The organism is Anaerostipes stercorihominis (genome assembly GCF_057535655.1).
Map to the genome: position 1 here is coordinate 19,248 of NZ_BAAJCL010000019.1, position 17,529 is coordinate 36,776.

The following is a 17,529-nucleotide window of genomic DNA, read 5'->3' on the forward strand; positions in this document are numbered from 1 at the left end:
AAGGCTATTTTTTTATAAGCTGCATCACCTCATCTCCTGCTTTTACTTCTTTTCCTGTCAAACATTTTGTAATTCTGTAACCTCCTAAATTTGTAATCACGATTGGCGTTGTGACGTCATATCCGGCCTTCGTAATTTCTGAAAGATCAAACTCTAACAGAACGTCTCCTGCTTTTACCTGATCTCCTTGTTTTTTATATGCCTGATAGTACTTTCCATTTAACTGCACAGTATCCAGTCCGACATGCACAATCATTTCCAGATCATTCTCTCCCTGAATGCAGATTGCATGTTTCGTGTCAAATACCATTGCAACCACACCATCAATTGGTGAAATTACTTTCCCTTCAACCGGAACTATTGCAATCCCGGGTCCCAAAAGTTCCTGTGCAAAAGTTTCATCTTTCACTTCTGACATGGGAACTGTTGTTCCATTTTCCGGTGATTTTACAGACAACTGCTGTGCATTTTTTTCAAACATCTTCTTTAATGAACCAAACATTGTTATACTCCTTTTTTCTCATTATTTTTACGAATTCTATCAATATGCATCGTTAAATAGGCAATCTCTCCCGGTGTCATTGTCTTGCCATAATGTTTCTCTATGTACGATCCGATGTCCTCGGCACAGGCATACTCTTCCGGACACAGCTGCTGTATCATCTCCCGTACAGACTCATTGGAATCATCCATCTGAACACTTGAAAATAATTTTCTTGATAAGAACTTTAAATGTGTTAAAAATCTCTCATAATTCAAAGAATCTTGCTCAATCTCGATCTTAAAATATTTCCTCACCTTTTCCATGACATCTTCCATGAAGTTTGTAATCTTTAACGTATCTTTCACTCTTGTGTCAAACTCTGCGCTTACAATATGTAATGCTATAGATACTGCCTCATCCAGTGGCAGTGAAACTCCAAGTCTCTGTTTAATCATCCCCAGAGCATATTCTCCTAATTCAAATTCCTTCTGATAAAAAAGTCTTACTTCCCGAAACATTGGATTTGGAAATACCATATGATCTTTATACCGTTGAATGGCAAAATGAATATGGTCCGTTAATGTTACATAGATGTTCTCATTTAACTCTGTTCCAAGACTTCTTTTTGCATGTGAAATAATCTCTGTTGATACGTCAAGCTCTTCCATTGGCAGATCCATCAACAATTCCTTCATCTTATTTGTCATCTTTGGGTCTTCTAAACGAAAAATTTTCTGAATCTTCGTTTCGTCTATATTCTTGCCTTCTTTCCCCTGAAAACCAACACCTGTACCAACAACAATAATTTCATGTCCCTGACCGTCAAAAGTGCTTATCACATTGTTATTCATTACTTTGTTAATCTTCATAATCATCTCTCCCAAACAAAAAACCGGAATCTATACTCTCTGAGTATATGATTGTTCAATATTATTAGTAGTAGTTACATAAGGATGTTGCGCAGCAAAATTCTTATGTAAGAACAAAACGGACTAGTCCGTTCTGTTCTCGAATTCATCGGGAGTCTAAATATCAAATGAACTTTAAACTCCTATCGAGATAAGTTTCCTTTTATTTACCACCCATAGAGATGATAATCCTCTCCAATAAGATAAAAAAAAACCAAATTTTATAAATATGAAAACACCTATTTTCACACTTATAAAATCTGGTTTTGCCTGCACTACCAGTGACAACCCCAGGGAAGTATCTTCCCTACTAGATTATTCTGCTTTCTATGCTTTTAGAATAACAGCATTTTGTCCAAAAGTCAATTGATTTTTTATTCTTTTTTTATAAAATATATGCATTTTTTATGATTTTACTTTCAGTCTGACGGGGAAAATAAATCCCCGCCGGACCAAATTATTTTTTTACAACTAATGTATCATATCCCTGTTGCTTCAACTGATTTTCTAATGCAACTGCTTCATCCAATGTATCAAAGCTTCCCAATTGAACAGCATAAAACGGAGCTTCATAAATAATTTCTCCGTCAAATCCCCGCGCCAAAGCTTCATTGAGAGCATACCGTGCATTGGAAAAATTTCGATACAAGCCAATTTGAACCCGGTAAACGCCCTTTGGCTGCTGTCCGGTTCCAATGGTTTCCATAATTCCATCGGCAATTGCCTGAGCAATCTCCTGAAATTGTGATTCAAACCTTTCATTATCCTGATCAGAATTAATAAATCCAGCTTCAATTAAGATTGCCGGAATTCGAGTCCGCCTGAGAACGGTAAGATTCGGACGCTCTTTGACTCCGATGTTTCGGAAACCGACATTTTCAAGCTGCACATTTACATTCTGCGCCATTTCCTCTTTGATTCCGCTTCGATCAAAAACTAACGTCTCTACTCCATGATATTGATTGGCATTGGGACTTGAATTGCGATGAAAAGATATAAAGTAATCCGCACCACTCTCGTTTCCAATGCGTGCTTTCTCTGACGGAGATTGATAAATATCACTCTGCCTTGTATAGGAAACCGGAATTCCATTCCTTGAGAGAATCTCGCCAACCGCCAAAGCAAGTCTTAAATTATCATCTTTTTCTTTTCTTCCGTTGTATTGTGCTCCATTGTCATAACCACCGTGTCCGGCATCCAAAATCACACCTGCCATAAAAAACCTCATATTCCTTCCTCGTAATATAGTATTCCCATATTCCCCTATAAGTTCCTGTCTGTGAGATTTCATTTTTCAGCATTTGCTCTGAGTTTCATTCTATGCAAGAAGGCTGCCATGAAAATTCCTGCCAACGCCCCAGCGCTGTCAATTACAACATCCAAAACTCTGCCCTCTCTTCCCGGAACGAATCTTTGATGAAATTCATCTGTAGCTGCATAACTGCTGCAAATCAGCTGCGACCAGCCAACCGCCTTCCAAAGCTTCGTTATATCACAGGCTACTGCCTGATAAGTAAAACATCCAAGAATCATATATTCGATAAAGTGAGCCGCCTTGCGGATCAGCGTATGAATGGAATCGGCATATAATACCAAAATTTCCGGAGAATCCACAGAGATTACACCAAGCCAGCCGAAAAGCTTTGCTGCACTCTTTGCATACTTAAAGCTCATGCCAGCAGAATCTTTTCCGGTTTTGGCAGAAAAACTAAAAATAATTATCATGAAAACGGCTGTGAATGTCCGGTACAACAGCCGCCTTCTTTTCTTTTGATCGATCATTTTATTTTTCCTGCAAACGATTTCCGTACATTTCTTCAAAATAGTTTGCATATTCTCCAGATAAGATATTTTGCCACCACTCTTTATGATTTAAATACCACTCGATGGTCTGTGCAATTCCCGTATCGAAATTATATTTTGGCTTCCATCCCAGTTCCGTTTCCAATTTTGTAGGGTCAATCGCATAGCGCATATCATGTCCCGGACGGTCGGTCACAAATTGAATCAAACGTTCCGGCTTATTTAATGCTTTTAAAATTGTTTTCACAACCTCCAAATTGGTACGCTCGTTATGTCCGCCCACATTGTAAACTTCCCCAGCGGTTCCTTTGTGAAGAATCAAATCAATTGCCTCACAATGGTCTGATACATGCAGCCAGTCGCGAACATTTTCTCCTTTTCCGTACACCGGAAGTTCTTCCTCTGCCAATGCGCGGCTGATCATCAACGGAATTAATTTTTCCGGAAAATGGTACGGACCATAATTGTTGGAACACCTGGAAATTGTCACCGGAAGTCCAAAAGTCCTATGGTATGCCAACACAAATAAATCTGCACTGGCTTTGGAACTGCTGTAAGGACTTGAGGTATGAATCGGTGTTTCTTCTGTGAAAAACAAATCCGGTCTGTCCAGTGGCAAATCTCCGTATACCTCATCGGTAGAAACCTGATGATAGCGTTTTACTCCATATTTTTTTGCTGCATCCAAAAGAACCACAGTGCCTTCCACATTGGTTTTTACAAAAATAGACGGATCTTCAATGGAACGGTCTACGTGGCTTTCCGCCGCAAAATTTACAACGATATCAAACTGTTCCTTTGCGAACAGATCCATAATCCATGATCTGTCTGCGATATCACCTTTCACAAACTTATAATTTGGCTCGTTTTCTACGGGCTTTAAAGTTTCCAGATTTCCCGCATAGGTTAATAAATCCAAGTTCACAATCTCATAGTCCGGATACTTTTTTACCATATGATGTACAAAATTTCCGCCGATAAATCCGGCGCCGCCTGTTACTAAGATCTTCATTTTCTTCTACTCCTTATTTATCTAAAAATTTCCCCGCCATCACATCCAGAAGATATTGGCCATATTGATTTTTTCGCAGCGGTTCAATATCCGCCAACATCTGATCTTTCGTAATCCAGTGATTTAAATATGCAATTTCTTCCAAGCACGCAATCTTTCTGTGCTGATGGGTTTCCACAGTTTTTACAAAATTGGTCGCCTCCACAAGAGACTCGTGCGTTCCAGTGTCAAGCCAAGTAAAGCCCTGACCGAGAAGTTCTACTTCCAATTCTCCATTTTCTAAATACATTTTATTCAAATCTGTAATCTCCAGTTCTCCTCTGGCAGAAGGTTTTAACTGTTTTGCATATTCTACCACTTTATGGTCGTAGAAATACAATCCGGTTACACAATAGTTGGATTTCGGATGTTCCGGTTTTTCCTCAATAGAAATGGCTTTTCCATCAGAATCAAATTCTACGATGCCAAATCGCTCCGGATCATCCACATAATATCCAAACACAGTAGCTCCCTCTTTTTTATTTGCGGCACGCAACAGCCGTTTGGTCAGTCCGTGTCCATGGAAAATATTATCTCCGAGAACCATGGCAACACTGTCTTCTCCAATAAATTTTTCTCCAATAATAAATGCCTGCGCTAATCCATCCGGAGATTTCTGTATCTCATAAGACAGAGAAATTCCGAATTGATGTCCATCTCCTAGAAGAGACTGGAATCGTGGTGTGTCATCCGGTGTGGATATAATCAAAATATCCCTGATTCCGGCATTCATTAAAACAGATAATGGATAATAAATCATCGGTTTATCATAAATCGGGAGCAACTGTTTGGATGTTACCATCGTCAGCGGATACAATCTGGTGCCAGATCCTCCGGCAAGTATAATACCTTTCATAATCTTCCTCCTTACGGAAATTTTAGAATTTAAATGTATCTTTCAGGCCTTTCCATTTTTTGTCTTTTTCAGAAATAATCAATTCCACTTCATCCTCCAAAGGCCATTCCACTCCGATTTCCGGATCATTCCACAAAAGTCCTCCCTCGTCTCCCGGATGATAAAAATCTGTGCATTTATAGCAAAATTCTGCTTCGTCGGAAAGCACCAGAAAACCATGTGCGAATCCTTCCGGAATATAGAACTGCTTCATATTTTCTGAGGATAATTCTACTCCAAACCATTTTCCATAGGTTTTTGAATCTGCTCTCAAATCAACTGCTACATCGAATACTGCACCTCTTACAACCCGAACCAGTTTTCCCTGGGGGTACTGTTTCTGAAAATGAAGTCCACGGAGCACTCCCCTGACAGACATAGACTGATTATCCTGCACGAATACCATATCAAGTCCGGCTTCCTTCATATCATTTTGATTATATGTCTCAACAAAATACCCTCTTTCATCTCGAAAAACTGTCGGCTCAATTACATAAAGTCCTTGAATATTACAAGGTGTTACTTTAATTTTTCCCATAACTTTCTCCTATTTCCTTCAAATATCTCTCAAGTGCATCTTTCCATGACGGCAGTGGCTGAAATCCGTTTTCCGCTAATTTTCTTTTATCCATACGGCTGTTTTCGGGACGTTTTGCTTTTGCCGGATATTGATCACTGGATACCGGAAGTACTTGCACATTCATTCCTGCCTGTCTGAAAATCTCACAGGCAAATTCATACCATGTACAAATGCCTTCATTGGTTGCGTGATATCTTCCATATTTTTCTGTCTGAATCATTTCTACCAAAAGTCGTGCCAAGTCATAAGTATACGTCGGAGATCCGGTCTGATCATTCACTACCGTCAGTTGATCGTGTGTTTTTCCGAGATTCAGCATCGTTTTGATAAAATTCTTTCCATTGACTCCAAAAACCCATGCAATTCTCACAATAAAAAATTTCTTTACATAGTTCTCAACCGCCAGCTCTCCTTCATATTTTGTCTGCCCGTAAACATTTAGAGGTTGTCTTTCATCATCTGGCTCCCACGGTCTGCTTCCCTGCCCGTTAAATACATAATCCGTACTAATATACATCATTTTAATATTCATTTTTCCACAGATCCTGGCTATATTTTCTGTTCCCTGGGCATTTACTTTGCGACAAATTTCCACATTGTCTTCCGCCGCATCAACTGCTGTGTAGGCAGCGCAGTGAATCACTGCGTCCGGTGCGGATTTCATCATCACTTCCTCTACCTGATGGGCATCGGTAATATCCATTTGCTCGATGTCCACTCCTATTGCTTCTATATGATGTTTTTCCAATTGGTTTACAACATCAAACCCCAGCTGTCCCTTCACTCCTGTGACTAAAACTTTCATAATTCCTCGCTTTCTATCTGCACACAAAAATTCCTGCGGATTTTGTAATTTTTATAGTTCCCTGCGCCGCTATCTTTTTACGAACAAATTCTTTAAATTCCAAATAGCGATGATTTAAGTATTCATGCTGATTTCCATGACAGGATAAAATATAAGATATGAGAGGCTCCGGTTGATCTATCATCAGTTCATCCTCATAAAGAATCTCCTCTGTCTCTTCAAATACCTGCCGAAGCTGTTCTTTTCCATTTTCCAGTCCAAATACATCATATAATGAATGAGCAGATAAAGTAATTCTTTCATCAAATTCCTTTACAATCTGTGTAATTTCCTGCATGTGATGCCTTCCATAGGTACTGCATAAAAACGTTCCGTGAGGCTTCAGCACCCGCTTTACTTCTGTCAGAGTTTTTTGTCTGTCCTGCAAATAAAACAACAGATGATTGGCAATCACTGTATCAAAACATTGATTTGCCCACGGAATGGCTTCACAGTCAAACACCTCGTAAGAAAATATCAAAGACTCACTTCCAATCCTTCTCCTTGCATCTTCTATCATCCCCCTGGATTTATCTGACAAGATAATTTTAACGCCTTGGGGAATCTCATGAATATGATTTTTCCAAAGCTCTCCTGTACCACAACCGATTTCCAATATCCTTTGATCCTGCTGTAAGGCAAGTTTTGAAAAAATCCAGTCAAACCATGAAACTTCATTTTGTGAATATTTTTGGTGAAGTCCAATCCGAATATTCAAATTAGAGGAATTTTTATACTGCTCTACCAGACTGTTTTCCATCGTTGTGACATGAAGCAGTTTCATGACTTCATTCCAATCAATTTCTTCTGCCTCTTCCATTCGCCTGGCAGTATCCTGTAAAGATTGCTCCACCATTTTCAGATGTTCCATTTTCTTTTGTACCAGATGCAGCTGCAGTTTTATGGATTCTTTCATATAGTCCCGGTCATTGTCGTTAATGGTCATTGTCATAATCTCTTCCAGAGAAAACCCAAGGTATTTTAAAGACAGAATTTTTTGGAGTTTTGCGAAATCTGCATCTGTATAAAGCCGATAACCATTTTCCGCTTTTTTACTTGGTTTTAAAATTCCCTGACGGTCGTAATAGCGAATCGTCCGAAGCGTTACATTCGCCTTCTTTGCAAATTCACCGGATGTATAATAGCCATCTTTTGTCATCACCATCCCCCCTGACTCTCTCTATAGTTTATCATAAAGGGTGACGCAAGGGAACTGTCAAGAAGATTTTATAGAAAACTCTTCCTCATGCAGCAAAAATCACTGAAAGTGCGAAAAAAGAAGCCATGCGCCAAAACACAATCAGCGATGACTTCTTCAAATTATAATGATTTCAATGTCTGCGTTCAACAACATGACTTCGGTCCACTCTGATTACGGCGAAAAATTCTTCCGGCATTTCTCTATGAATCTTTTCCCGCAGCTCTTTTACAATCTGTTTTACCTGATATTGTTTGCCGTATGGAATCACCAAATCAAAAATTACATTGGTGTGGGTCTTTCCTGTCACCATCCGAAAATCATGAATGGAAAGCACCGGATCATATTCCCGCACCAAGCCTTCTACCATCTTTTTTGTTTTTGTGGTCTGCTCATCATCCGTCACTACCGGGTCCATATGAATGGTTGCCTCACATTGATATTCTTCCATCAAACGCATTTCAATGTGGTCAATCATATCATGAGCCTCCATAATGTCCACCGTATATGGGACTTCTGCATGCAAAGAAACAATTCGCCGTCCCGGTCCGTAATCATGAATCATCATATCATGAACTCCTATGACCATTTTATGATTCAAAACCATTCCTTCGATATTTTTTACCAACGCAGGGTCCGGTGTCTCCCCGAGCAAAGGATCCAGAGTATCCTTCGCCGCTCCATATCCTCCCCATAATACAAAACACGCAACAACAATTCCGATCCCGCCGTCCAGATTATATCCCCAAAAACGGAAAACAAGCATCCCTGCCAAAACTGCAGCTGTGGAAATGCAGTCATTCAAGCTGTCCGTGGCAGTTGCCTTCATGGTTTCCGACTGTATCTTATTTCCGATTTTACGATTAAATACCGCCATCCAAAGTTTTACCAGAATCGAGATTGCTAAAATCACCACGGAGACTGCTTGAAATGTAATATCTTCCGGATGCAGAATTTTCTCCACAGAAGATTTCAACAATTCAACCCCCATAACCAAAATTGCTAAGGAAACAATAAAACCAGAGATGTATTCCATCCTTCCGTGTCCAAAAGGATGATCTTCATCTGCCGGCTTTCCTGCAATCCCAAAGCCTATTAAAGTAATGATTGACGAAGCGGCATCCGATAAGTTGTTAAAGGCGTCTGCTGTAATGGAAATCGCTCCTGTTGCCATCCCCGCAAACAATTTTCCAACAAACAAAAGAATATTACAGCAAATGCCGACACTGCCGCCAAGAATTCCATAAGAATTGCGAACCTGGGCATCTTCGATCTGATCCTTTTTCTTAATAAATAATGAAATTAATATATCGGTCATATAAATTTACTCCCTGTATCAAACAAAGAATCCCGCGTTTTATCTGCGGGATTCTCTTCGATCGTTATGCTTCTATAATTTTCCCTGCCACAGCCGATGCCGCTGCTGTTTTTGGAGATCCGAGATAAATCTCAACTTTGGAAGTCCCCATTCTTCCAAGGAAATTTCGATTATTCGTGGCAAGCACTCGCTCCCCGTCTGTCAAAATTCCCCCGGCACGTCCACAGCACAATCCGCATCCCGGCTGTGTAATGATTGCACCTGCTTTTGCAAGAATTTTCATATATCCCGCTTCCACCGCCTGCCTGTAAACCCTGCGGCTTGCCGGCGTCACAATCAGCTTCACATAGTCTGCCACCTTTTTGCCATCTAAAATTTCTGCTGCTGCTTTTAAATCCTCCAGTCGTCCATTGGTGCAGGAACCAATAAAGACTTGATCAAGCTTGGTTCCCTGAACTTCTTTCACATCTTGGATTCGATCCACCTGAGACGGACATGCTACCACCGGAACCAAATCCTGTGCCTGATAAGTCATTGTCTGACAATAAACGGCGTCCTCATCTCCATAAATCCAATCCACATCGGATAATTCAACCTCTGAGTACCGGGCGGTTTTTTCATCCGGCGCAAACAATGCCGCTTTTGCCCCCGCCTCAATGGCCATATTCGACATTGTCATCCTGGAAGCCACACTCATATCCTCCACAGTACTTCCGGAAAATTCCAGGACTTTATAAGTCGCGCCCGCTGCTGTCAAATCTCCGATCAATCGTAAAATAATATCTTTGGCTGTAACATTTTCCGGAAGTTTTCCGTCAATAACAACCTTAATCGTCTCCGGAACACGAACCCACATTTCACCGGTTCCCAAAATTGCAGCCATCTCTGTATATCCAATTCCAGAAGAAAAACAGCCGACGCATCCATAGGTTGTGGTATGAGAGTCTGTTCCAAAGACAATATCTCCCGGTTTTGCGTATCCACACTCTGTCATCAGCTGATGACAAATTCCGTCGCTGCGATGTACATGAGTCATATGATATTTTCTGGCAAAAGCATCTCCAATCTTAAAATGCCGTACATCGTCCGTTGTGCTCGCAGGAACCATATGATCGTAAATTAAGACAACCTTCTCCGGATCCCAAAGCTCTTCAAATCCCATCTCTTCAAATTTTTCTGCCACAAATGGAATAAAGATATCATGAATCATAACACGATCAACGTTTACAGTTACAATTTCCCCCGGTATGACAGATTCAGCCCCAATATTCCGGCTGATAATCTTTTCAATCATTGTCATTCCCATATCTTTATTTCACCTCATTTCTCTTTTTCATCGCCTCGACCAAACCGCCAGCGTTGATAATCTCCATCAAATTATCCGGCAGAGAATGAATCTTGTAGTCGACTCCCTGATGCGTTATCTTTTCTCCGAGAGCCACCTCTATGGTATCTCCCTCTTTCACAACATCCTGAATCTTATCATTTTCGATCAGAAGCAGTCCATTATTGATCGAGTTGCGAAAAAATATTCTCGCAAAAGATTTCGCAATCACACATTTAATTTTCAATGCTTTGATAATCTCGGGAGCCTGTTCTCTGGAAGAACCGCATCCAAAATTCTTTCCCGCCACGATTATATCTCCTTCTCCAATCTGTTCTGCCAATTCCGGGCGGAGAGGAGAAAATCCATATTGCTTCATATCTTCAACGGTCGGAAGCGCCAGATATTCTGTGGGAATAATAATATCCGTATCAATATCGTCTCCAAGCACCCAGACCTTTCCTGTAAATCTTTCCATGATCATCCATCCTTTACACTTCATCTGCTGTCACAATGTTCCCTGCAATGGCAGATGCTGTCACCGTTGCCGCAGATCCCAGATAAACAAAAGATTCCGGATGACCTGCACGACCTTTAAAATTTCTTGTGCCAGTGGAAATTAAAACTTCACCTTCTCCAATGACACCCTGACAGCTTCCCCAACAAACACTGCAGTTGCTGTTCATAACCATAGCTCCTGCATCCATAAAAATATCAATGAGCCCCTCATCCAATGCCTGAAGATACACTTCATTGGATGCCGGAGCAATTAAAAATCTGACGCGATCGCTGACTTTTTTCCCTTTTAGAATTTCTGCCGCAACGCGCAGTTCCTCAATTCTTCCATTATTGCAGGAACCCAAAAATGCTTCATCGATCGCAACGTCTTTCACTTCTTTTGCATTTACCACATCGTCAATCTGATGCGGCCTTGCTACAACCGGCTGGATTTTGCTTAAATCAATCGAATAAACTTTCTCAAAAACTGCGTCCTCATCACTTACAAACATATTCTCTGCATTTCTTCCGCGGCTCTTTAAATACTCCTCCACTTTCTCATCCGGCTCCACAATTCCTGTCTTTGCGCCGGCTTCCACTGCCAGATTGCAGAGTACCAGCCGCTCGTCAATATTCAAATGATGGGCTCCCTCTCCGGCAAATTCCATAATCTTGTAATTGCATCCGTTGGCGCCAACCATGCCAATGATTGTCAGCATCAAATCCCTGGCATAGACCCCCTCCTTAAGCTCTCCGGTCAATTCAAAACGAATGGTTTCCGGCACCAATACCCATGACTGTCCGGTTACCATCGCATACAGAAAATCCGTACACCCGATTCCTGTTCCAAAAGCCCCCAGCGCGCCGTATGTACAAGTGTGCGAATCCGCTCCCATAATAAATTCTCCCGGGCATACATAATTTTCCACCATAATTTGATGACAGACGCCCTTGCCCTCATAGAGCGCAATCTCATGCTCTTTTGCAAAATTCCGCATTTTTCGATGTGCCGCAGCTGTTTTCGGATTTTCCGCCGGAACATTGTGATCCATAATAAAGACCAGTTTATCTTTATCTGCAATCTTCGGATGTTTCAGCTGATTGTGATACATATCAATGGTCAGATGTGTCGTTCCATCATTGCTCATCAGACGATCCACTTCTATGGTATGAATCTCTCCGGCTTTCACCTGATCCACCTTTGCCGCTCTGGCAATAATTTTTTCTCCAATGGTCATTCCCATATTCTTATGCCTCCCCTTCATTTAAAAAGTTTATTAACCCGCCGTGATCCAGAATATTCTGCATATACGGCGGCAATTTTGTGCAGGAAAGGGTTTCCTTCTCTGTATGAATCTCCCCTTTTGAAAGATCCAATTCAATGGGATCACCGTCCTCAACTTTCTCGTAAAGATCTTTGCTGATAATCACAGGAAGTCCTATATTAATAGCGTTTCTATAAAATATACGTGCGAACGACTTCGCTATGACTGCTTTAACCCCCAACGCTTTCAGTACACTGGGCGCCTGCTCCCTGGAAGAACCGCATCCAAAATTTTCACCGGCAACCACAAGGTCTCCCTCCGATACTTTTTTGGAAAACTCCTGATCAATGGATTCAAAGGCATAAACTTTCATTTCTTGAATATTGGGCAGCAGCAAATACTGTGATGCGATAATCTGATCTGTATCCACATCATTCTCAAACTTAAACACTCGTCCCATAATCTCTTCCTCCTTTTTCGTTCTTGTACAGTATACTATAAAATAATGAAAAAATCTATGTTTAGAAAGACCACTCTGCCACTAAAATCCGTCATTTCTTTCTCTTTCCATATGCCCAGATGAGCCATCGGCGCATGGGAACCATACGAATCCAAATGTGCTCAAAAAACTCCCACCAGAAATCACCCGGCATGATCTGTTTTCCTTTTCTTTGAACCTTGGTAATCAATCCGAAAATACATTCTTCTTCCACCGGCTCCATCTCTGTCTGGGCATCGCCAATGATCCAGAACAATCCATTTGAATCTCGATGGTGAATTCGATGCATCACAAAAGCCCCTGTTTTTCTCTGATAGAACACCATATCCCCCGTATGAAGATCTCTGTCGGGCTTTTTGATCCAAATCATATCCCTGTGATGAATTAAAAAAGGACTCATACTGCTGCCGCTAATCAACAGGCTGACTTCTTTCCCACTCTCAATAAGTTCTTTTAATATGAAGAAATACGCATCATGATCCACAATCTTCATTCAGCCACGACCATTCCCCGCTCGTATAAGGCTTGTAAAAACCGCTGCACATCTCCCTTGGCAGTTTCTCTGTCAATATCAAATTCTTCCAGAATCAATTCTGTTAGTTTTTCCTCTGTTTTCGCCTCATCCAGATGTTTCCATATAAAAGCAGCTACTTCATTTAAGGTAATCAAACCATTAAAGTTTTGTGTCGCTTCCCCTGTAGGAACCAATACAACCTCTCCGGCAATCTCCCGCAGCATAAAGTCTTTATTACGTTTCATAAACGCCTCCATTCTTATTTCACAACTTCATTTTTTAAGACAAACTTTTACTTTCATTTCATTTTATCATTTAGAATCCTTCGTATGAAATCTATTCACACTATATCCTATCCTTTGACATATTTCAACTATTTGTATGATATAATGAGCAAGTGGGAGAGTAATAAATAAATAAATAGAAAGCGGTTATACTATAATTTTAAGCACACGAGGATAATAAAATGTACCATATAGCAATCTGCGACACCGATGATATCTCTTTACAGGAAATGATTCATTTATTACGAAACCTATTTGAACAATCTAATATTGAAGTCTCTTTCGACTCCTATTGCACTCGGGAAGATCTTACTTGTTTTATCTCCAACAACCCTTTCTTTTATGATCTTCTGCTCTTTTATGTTATTGATCAAGAAGGAGAAAACGATTTTCATATCATCCGTCGACTTCAGGCTCTACATATGAAAGCCCGAATGATTTTAATTGCTTCTACAGACCGCTATGTTTTTGACGGATATGATGTCGGCGCATATCATTATCTATTAAAACCTTTTGACCCTTTAAAACTTCATCAGCTTCTTTTGAAGGATTACCATCAAAATTATCTCTCCGAGAAAGTTGCAATCCCCTCAGGAATCGGATTTATCCAATTAATCCCCAAAGATATTGTCTATCTGGAAGTGATAAATAAAACCATTCATATTCGATATTGGAATGACGACGACTATTTTCAGGGAAAATTAAACACGATCAAAGAAGTTTTTTGCCAGTATCATTTTTTACAATCCCACCGAAGTTATCTGATTAACAGTGACTATATTAAGAAATTTTCCCGCACTCAGATTGTCATGGAAAACGGTGACTCCGTTCCTGTTTCAAAATATCGGTATAAAGATCTTTTGGAACAATTTCCGCTGAATCTCAAAAATACAAAATAGAACCTTTCAAAAACGCCCCGGCATTTTCTGCCGGGACGTTTTTTGCTTTCTTTTTTCCATTTGCCCGCCTTATTTTTTCCTTCCGATCTTTAATTCTTTCCATGTATAAGGACTCAGCAGCAAAAGCATCGGAAATAACTCCAATCTTCCGGCCAACATATCAAAGATCATCACCAGTTTTGACAACACAGAGTACATTCCAAAATTCCCGGTGGGTCCTACAATCCCCAGGCCCGGTCCGATATTATTTAACGTAGCCACAACAGCGGTCACATTGCTGGTAAAATCAAAGTTATCCAAGGAAACAAGCAAAATCGAAAATCCCAAAATAAAGAAATAGGCCACAAAAAATACGTTCATTCCCCGAATCACTTCATGTTCTACCACTCTGCCATTGAATTTCACTTTTCGGATCGTCCTTGGATGCACATAAGACAGCAGTTCCTTTTTGATCGTCTTCAGCATCATGATAAGTCGTGAAACCTTAATTCCACCGCCGGTACTTCCCGCACATGCTCCGGAAAACATCAGCATCACCAAAATAAATTTTGAAAATTCAGGCCATTGGTTAAAGTCCGCAGATGAGTATCCGGTCGTTGTAATAATGGACGATACTTGAAAAAATGCATGGCGAAACGCCTGCTCCACAGTTGGAAACATCTGATATACATTATATGTAATCAAAGCTGCTGCCGTACCGATAAACAGCAAATAATACCGAAGCTCCTCATATTTTACAGCATCCTTCCATTTTTTAATCAAGATAAAATAATATACATTAAAATTAATTCCAAACAACATCATAAAAACTGCAATCACATATTGTACATAGGGACTATATGTTGCACATCCGGAGTTTAAAATTGAAAATCCGCCGGTTCCCGCCGTACCAAAGGTCAGCAAAAGCGAATCAAACAACGGCATTTTCCCAAGCATCAACAACACAACCATGACAATGGTCATAAACACATAGATTTTGTACAAAATCATCGAAGTTTTCCGAATTTTTGGCACCAATTTCCCCACCGACGGTCCGGGGCTTTCGGCACGCATCAAATGAATATTCTGTCCCCCCACCAGAGGCATAATCGCAAGTACAAAGACAAAAACCCCCATTCCTCCAATCCAATGGGTAAAGCTTCTCCAAAACAAGCTGCATTTTGCCAAGGACTCAACATCCGATAAAACACTGGAACCTGTCGTAGTAAATCCAGAGACAGTCTCAAACATTGCATCAACTAAGGAAGGAATATCTCCATTGATGACAAAAGGGAGCGCTCCAAAAAAGCTCATAATGATCCATCCTGCCGCCACAGTTACAAATCCTTCTTTCGCATAGTAACGCTTTTTTGCGGGCTTCTTCATAATAAGCAGCAATCCAATTCCAAGACACACAAGCATGACAATCCAAAAGGCAAAGCCTTTTTTTCATGATAAATTAAACCGACAATACACGGAAGCGATAAAAACGCACTTTCAAACAATATTACCAATCCGATGACATATCGAATCATCTCAACATTCATATTTTTCTGCCTCCATTATCCTCTCTTTAAAATATCCTTAATATCATGCAGTCCTTTTTGCGTTGTAACCACCACCACAAGATCATCTTCCTCGATCTGATCCTGCCCGTTAGGAATCCTTGCTTTTCCGTCGTGATAAATACTGCATATTAACAAATTATCTAAAATTGAAAGTTCCTGAATAGGTTTCCCGATGACCGGAGAATTCTTTTGAATATGAAATTCCAAAGCTTCTGCCCTTCCATCCATAAGCTTGTACAGATTTTCAATGTTGCTTCCAATAGAATTTTGCTTCGCCCTCACATACTGAACAATATATTGTGCCGTGATATATTCGGGATAAATCATGCTTCCAAGATCCAATCGTTCAATCATTGCATCATAATTCATTTTTTGTACTTTTGTGATAAGCTTTGCGTCCGTCTGACTCTGCGCATAAAGAGACAAAAACATGTTCTCTTCATCATGATTTGTTAATGAAATCACGGCATCACAGTCCATCAATCCTTCCTCCATCAGCAAATCATGATCCATTCCGTTCCCGTAAATCACCATTGCATCCGGAAGTTCTTCATTTAATTTCTCACACCGCTTTAAGCTCTGATCTACCAGCTTCACTGAAATACCGCTGGATATTAAAAGATTGGACAAATAAAAACCGATTTTACTGCCGCCGATAATCATGACCTCATGGATCTGATCTTCCTTTTCCTCAATTCTTCGGAAAAATTCCATTGCGCAGTTAGGGCGTCCCACAAAAGAAATGATGTCTCGCTCTTTGAGCCGAAAATTCCCGTTTGGAATTATCAATTCTCTTTTACGCTCCACCGCACAGATCAAAATTTCGCACTGCAGGCGATTGCTCACATCCACCAGCAACATATCATTCAAAATTGATCCCGCTGGTATCCGATATTTTAACAGCTCCACTCTTCCTTTGGAAAACTGATTCACTTCCATTGCCGATGGAAATCTCAATAATCTTGCAATTTCCAATGCCGCTCCCAGCTCCGGATTCAAAACCTTGGAAATTCCCATCTCTTCCTGAATAAAACCGATTTCTTTATGATAAACCGGGTTTCGGACTCTGGCAACCGTCTCGCAGGTTCCAGCTTTTTTGGCAATCAGACAGCAAAGAAGATTTAATTCATCAGAGTTGGTCACCGCAATGATCATATCCGCATGTTCCACCCCTGCTTCCAGTAAAATATTATAACTGGCTCCATTTCCAATCACCCCCAGCACATCGTGAGTATTGGCAAGATTCTGAACAATATCAGCCTTCTCGTCAACAATCGCAATATCGTGATTTTCCCCACTTAATTCTTCTACCAGTGTCGAACCAATTCGTCCACATCCTACAATGATAATATTCATTTCACAACCTCATATGTTTCCTATTAAATTTTATATCCTTTCTACGTTCTTCATTCTAGCACAGGATGTTTCAATCGAGTAGGAGAAATTCCTCTTAGGCGAGAAATTTCGACCTCTCACACCACCGTACGTACGGTTCCGTATACGGCGGTTCAATCAACTTAACAAGTAACACACCTTTTGGTGTAGTAATCTAACATTGAGACTAATCCAAATTGGGTTAGTCTCTTGTTGCTTATCGCAACATTTACAGCTCCTTTAT

Annotated in this window: 18 protein-coding genes and 1 pseudogene; 1 reads left to right on the plus strand and 18 read right to left on the minus strand. The window is 40.4% G+C overall.

Annotated features, from left to right (window positions below; genetic code table 11):
- Positions 1-4: 4 nt before the first annotated feature.
- From AC27EF_RS12810 to AC27EF_RS12885, 16 genes are all read right to left on the minus strand, one after another.
- Positions 5-502: a PTS sugar transporter subunit IIA gene (locus tag AC27EF_RS12810; RefSeq protein WP_487111159.1), complete on the minus strand. Its 498-nt coding sequence runs from the start codon at positions 500-502 to the stop codon at positions 5-7.
- A 2-nt stretch (positions 503-504) separates the two neighbouring features.
- Positions 505-1,353: a BglG family transcription antiterminator LicT gene (gene licT / locus AC27EF_RS12815; RefSeq protein ID WP_487111160.1), complete on the minus strand. Its 849-nt coding sequence runs from the start codon at positions 1,351-1,353 to the stop codon at positions 505-507.
- A gap of 496 nt (positions 1,354-1,849) precedes the next feature.
- Positions 1,850-2,608: an N-acetylmuramoyl-L-alanine amidase gene (locus AC27EF_RS12820; protein WP_487111177.1), complete on the minus strand. Its 759-nt coding sequence runs from the start codon at positions 2,606-2,608 to the stop codon at positions 1,850-1,852.
- Positions 2,609-2,679: 71 nt separating this feature from the next.
- Entirely contained in the window at positions 2,680-3,174 is a 495-nt protein-coding gene (locus AC27EF_RS12825; protein WP_487111161.1) for a VanZ family protein, read from the minus strand.
- A 1-nt stretch (position 3,175) separates the two neighbouring features.
- Positions 3,176-4,207: a dTDP-glucose 4,6-dehydratase gene (rfbB, locus tag AC27EF_RS12830; RefSeq protein ID WP_487111162.1), complete on the minus strand. Its 1,032-nt coding sequence runs from the start codon at positions 4,205-4,207 to the stop codon at positions 3,176-3,178.
- Positions 4,208-4,220: 13 nt separating this feature from the next.
- Entirely contained in the window at positions 4,221-5,102 is an 882-nt protein-coding gene (gene rfbA / locus AC27EF_RS12835) for a glucose-1-phosphate thymidylyltransferase RfbA (RefSeq protein ID WP_487111163.1), read from the minus strand.
- 22 nt (positions 5,103-5,124) lie between these two features.
- The gene (gene rfbC, locus AC27EF_RS12840) at positions 5,125-5,679 is read right to left on the minus strand and encodes a dTDP-4-dehydrorhamnose 3,5-epimerase (RefSeq protein ID WP_487111164.1); all 555 of its coding nucleotides are present in this window, start codon (positions 5,677-5,679) and stop codon (positions 5,125-5,127) included.
- Positions 5,666-6,526 (minus strand): dTDP-4-dehydrorhamnose reductase, encoded by an 861-nt coding sequence (gene rfbD, locus AC27EF_RS12845; protein WP_487111165.1) that lies wholly within the window; start codon positions 6,524-6,526, stop codon positions 5,666-5,668. The genes rfbC and rfbD overlap by 14 nt, the downstream gene beginning before the upstream one ends.
- A 13-nt stretch (positions 6,527-6,539) precedes the next feature.
- The gene (locus AC27EF_RS12850; protein WP_487111166.1) at positions 6,540-7,724 is read right to left on the minus strand and encodes a MerR family transcriptional regulator; all 1,185 of its coding nucleotides are present in this window, start codon (positions 7,722-7,724) and stop codon (positions 6,540-6,542) included.
- Between the two features lie 172 nt (positions 7,725-7,896).
- Positions 7,897-9,081 (minus strand): cation diffusion facilitator family transporter, encoded by a 1,185-nt coding sequence (locus tag AC27EF_RS12855; protein ID WP_487111167.1) that lies wholly within the window; start codon positions 9,079-9,081, stop codon positions 7,897-7,899.
- Positions 9,082-9,145: 64 nt separating this feature from the next.
- Positions 9,146-10,387 (minus strand): 3-isopropylmalate dehydratase large subunit, encoded by a 1,242-nt coding sequence (locus AC27EF_RS12860; RefSeq protein WP_487111168.1) that lies wholly within the window; start codon positions 10,385-10,387, stop codon positions 9,146-9,148.
- A gap of 4 nt (positions 10,388-10,391) precedes the next feature.
- Positions 10,392-10,883: a LeuD/DmdB family oxidoreductase small subunit gene (locus AC27EF_RS12865; RefSeq protein ID WP_487111169.1), complete on the minus strand. Its 492-nt coding sequence runs from the start codon at positions 10,881-10,883 to the stop codon at positions 10,392-10,394.
- 13 nt (positions 10,884-10,896) lie between these two features.
- A complete protein-coding gene (locus AC27EF_RS12870; RefSeq protein ID WP_487111170.1) occupies positions 10,897-12,147 on the minus strand; it encodes a 3-isopropylmalate dehydratase large subunit in 1,251 nt (416 codons plus the stop codon).
- Positions 12,148-12,151: 4 nt separating this feature from the next.
- On the minus strand, positions 12,152-12,628 hold the full coding sequence (locus tag AC27EF_RS12875) for a 3-isopropylmalate dehydratase small subunit (protein WP_487111171.1): 477 nt from the start codon (positions 12,626-12,628) through the stop codon (positions 12,152-12,154).
- 91 nt (positions 12,629-12,719) lie between these two features.
- Positions 12,720-13,160 carry a S24/S26 family peptidase gene (locus AC27EF_RS12880; protein ID WP_487111172.1) on the minus strand — a complete coding sequence of 147 codons (441 nt, stop codon included), beginning with the start codon at positions 13,158-13,160 and terminating at the stop codon, positions 12,720-12,722.
- Positions 13,157-13,426, minus strand: a complete 270-nt coding sequence (locus tag AC27EF_RS12885; protein ID WP_487111173.1) for a PqqD family protein — start codon at positions 13,424-13,426, stop codon at positions 13,157-13,159. Before AC27EF_RS12885 ends, AC27EF_RS12880 begins: the two co-directional genes overlap by 4 nt.
- Before the next feature lie 221 nt (positions 13,427-13,647).
- Between AC27EF_RS12885 and AC27EF_RS12890 the strand changes: the two genes are divergently transcribed.
- Complete coding sequence (locus AC27EF_RS12890) at positions 13,648-14,364, plus strand: LytR/AlgR family response regulator transcription factor (RefSeq protein WP_487111174.1); 717 nt, start codon at positions 13,648-13,650, stop codon at positions 14,362-14,364.
- 69 nt (positions 14,365-14,433) lie between these two features.
- Here the strand turns inward: AC27EF_RS12890 and AC27EF_RS12895 are convergent.
- Both AC27EF_RS12895 and trkA read right to left on the minus strand, forming a co-directional pair.
- Positions 14,434-15,890 (minus strand): annotated as a pseudogene (locus AC27EF_RS12895) (TrkH family potassium uptake protein).
- Positions 15,891-15,905: 15 nt separating this feature from the next.
- A complete protein-coding gene (trkA, locus tag AC27EF_RS12900) occupies positions 15,906-17,267 on the minus strand; it encodes a Trk system potassium transporter TrkA (RefSeq protein ID WP_487111175.1) in 1,362 nt (453 codons plus the stop codon).
- Positions 17,268-17,529: the final 262 nt, after the last annotated feature.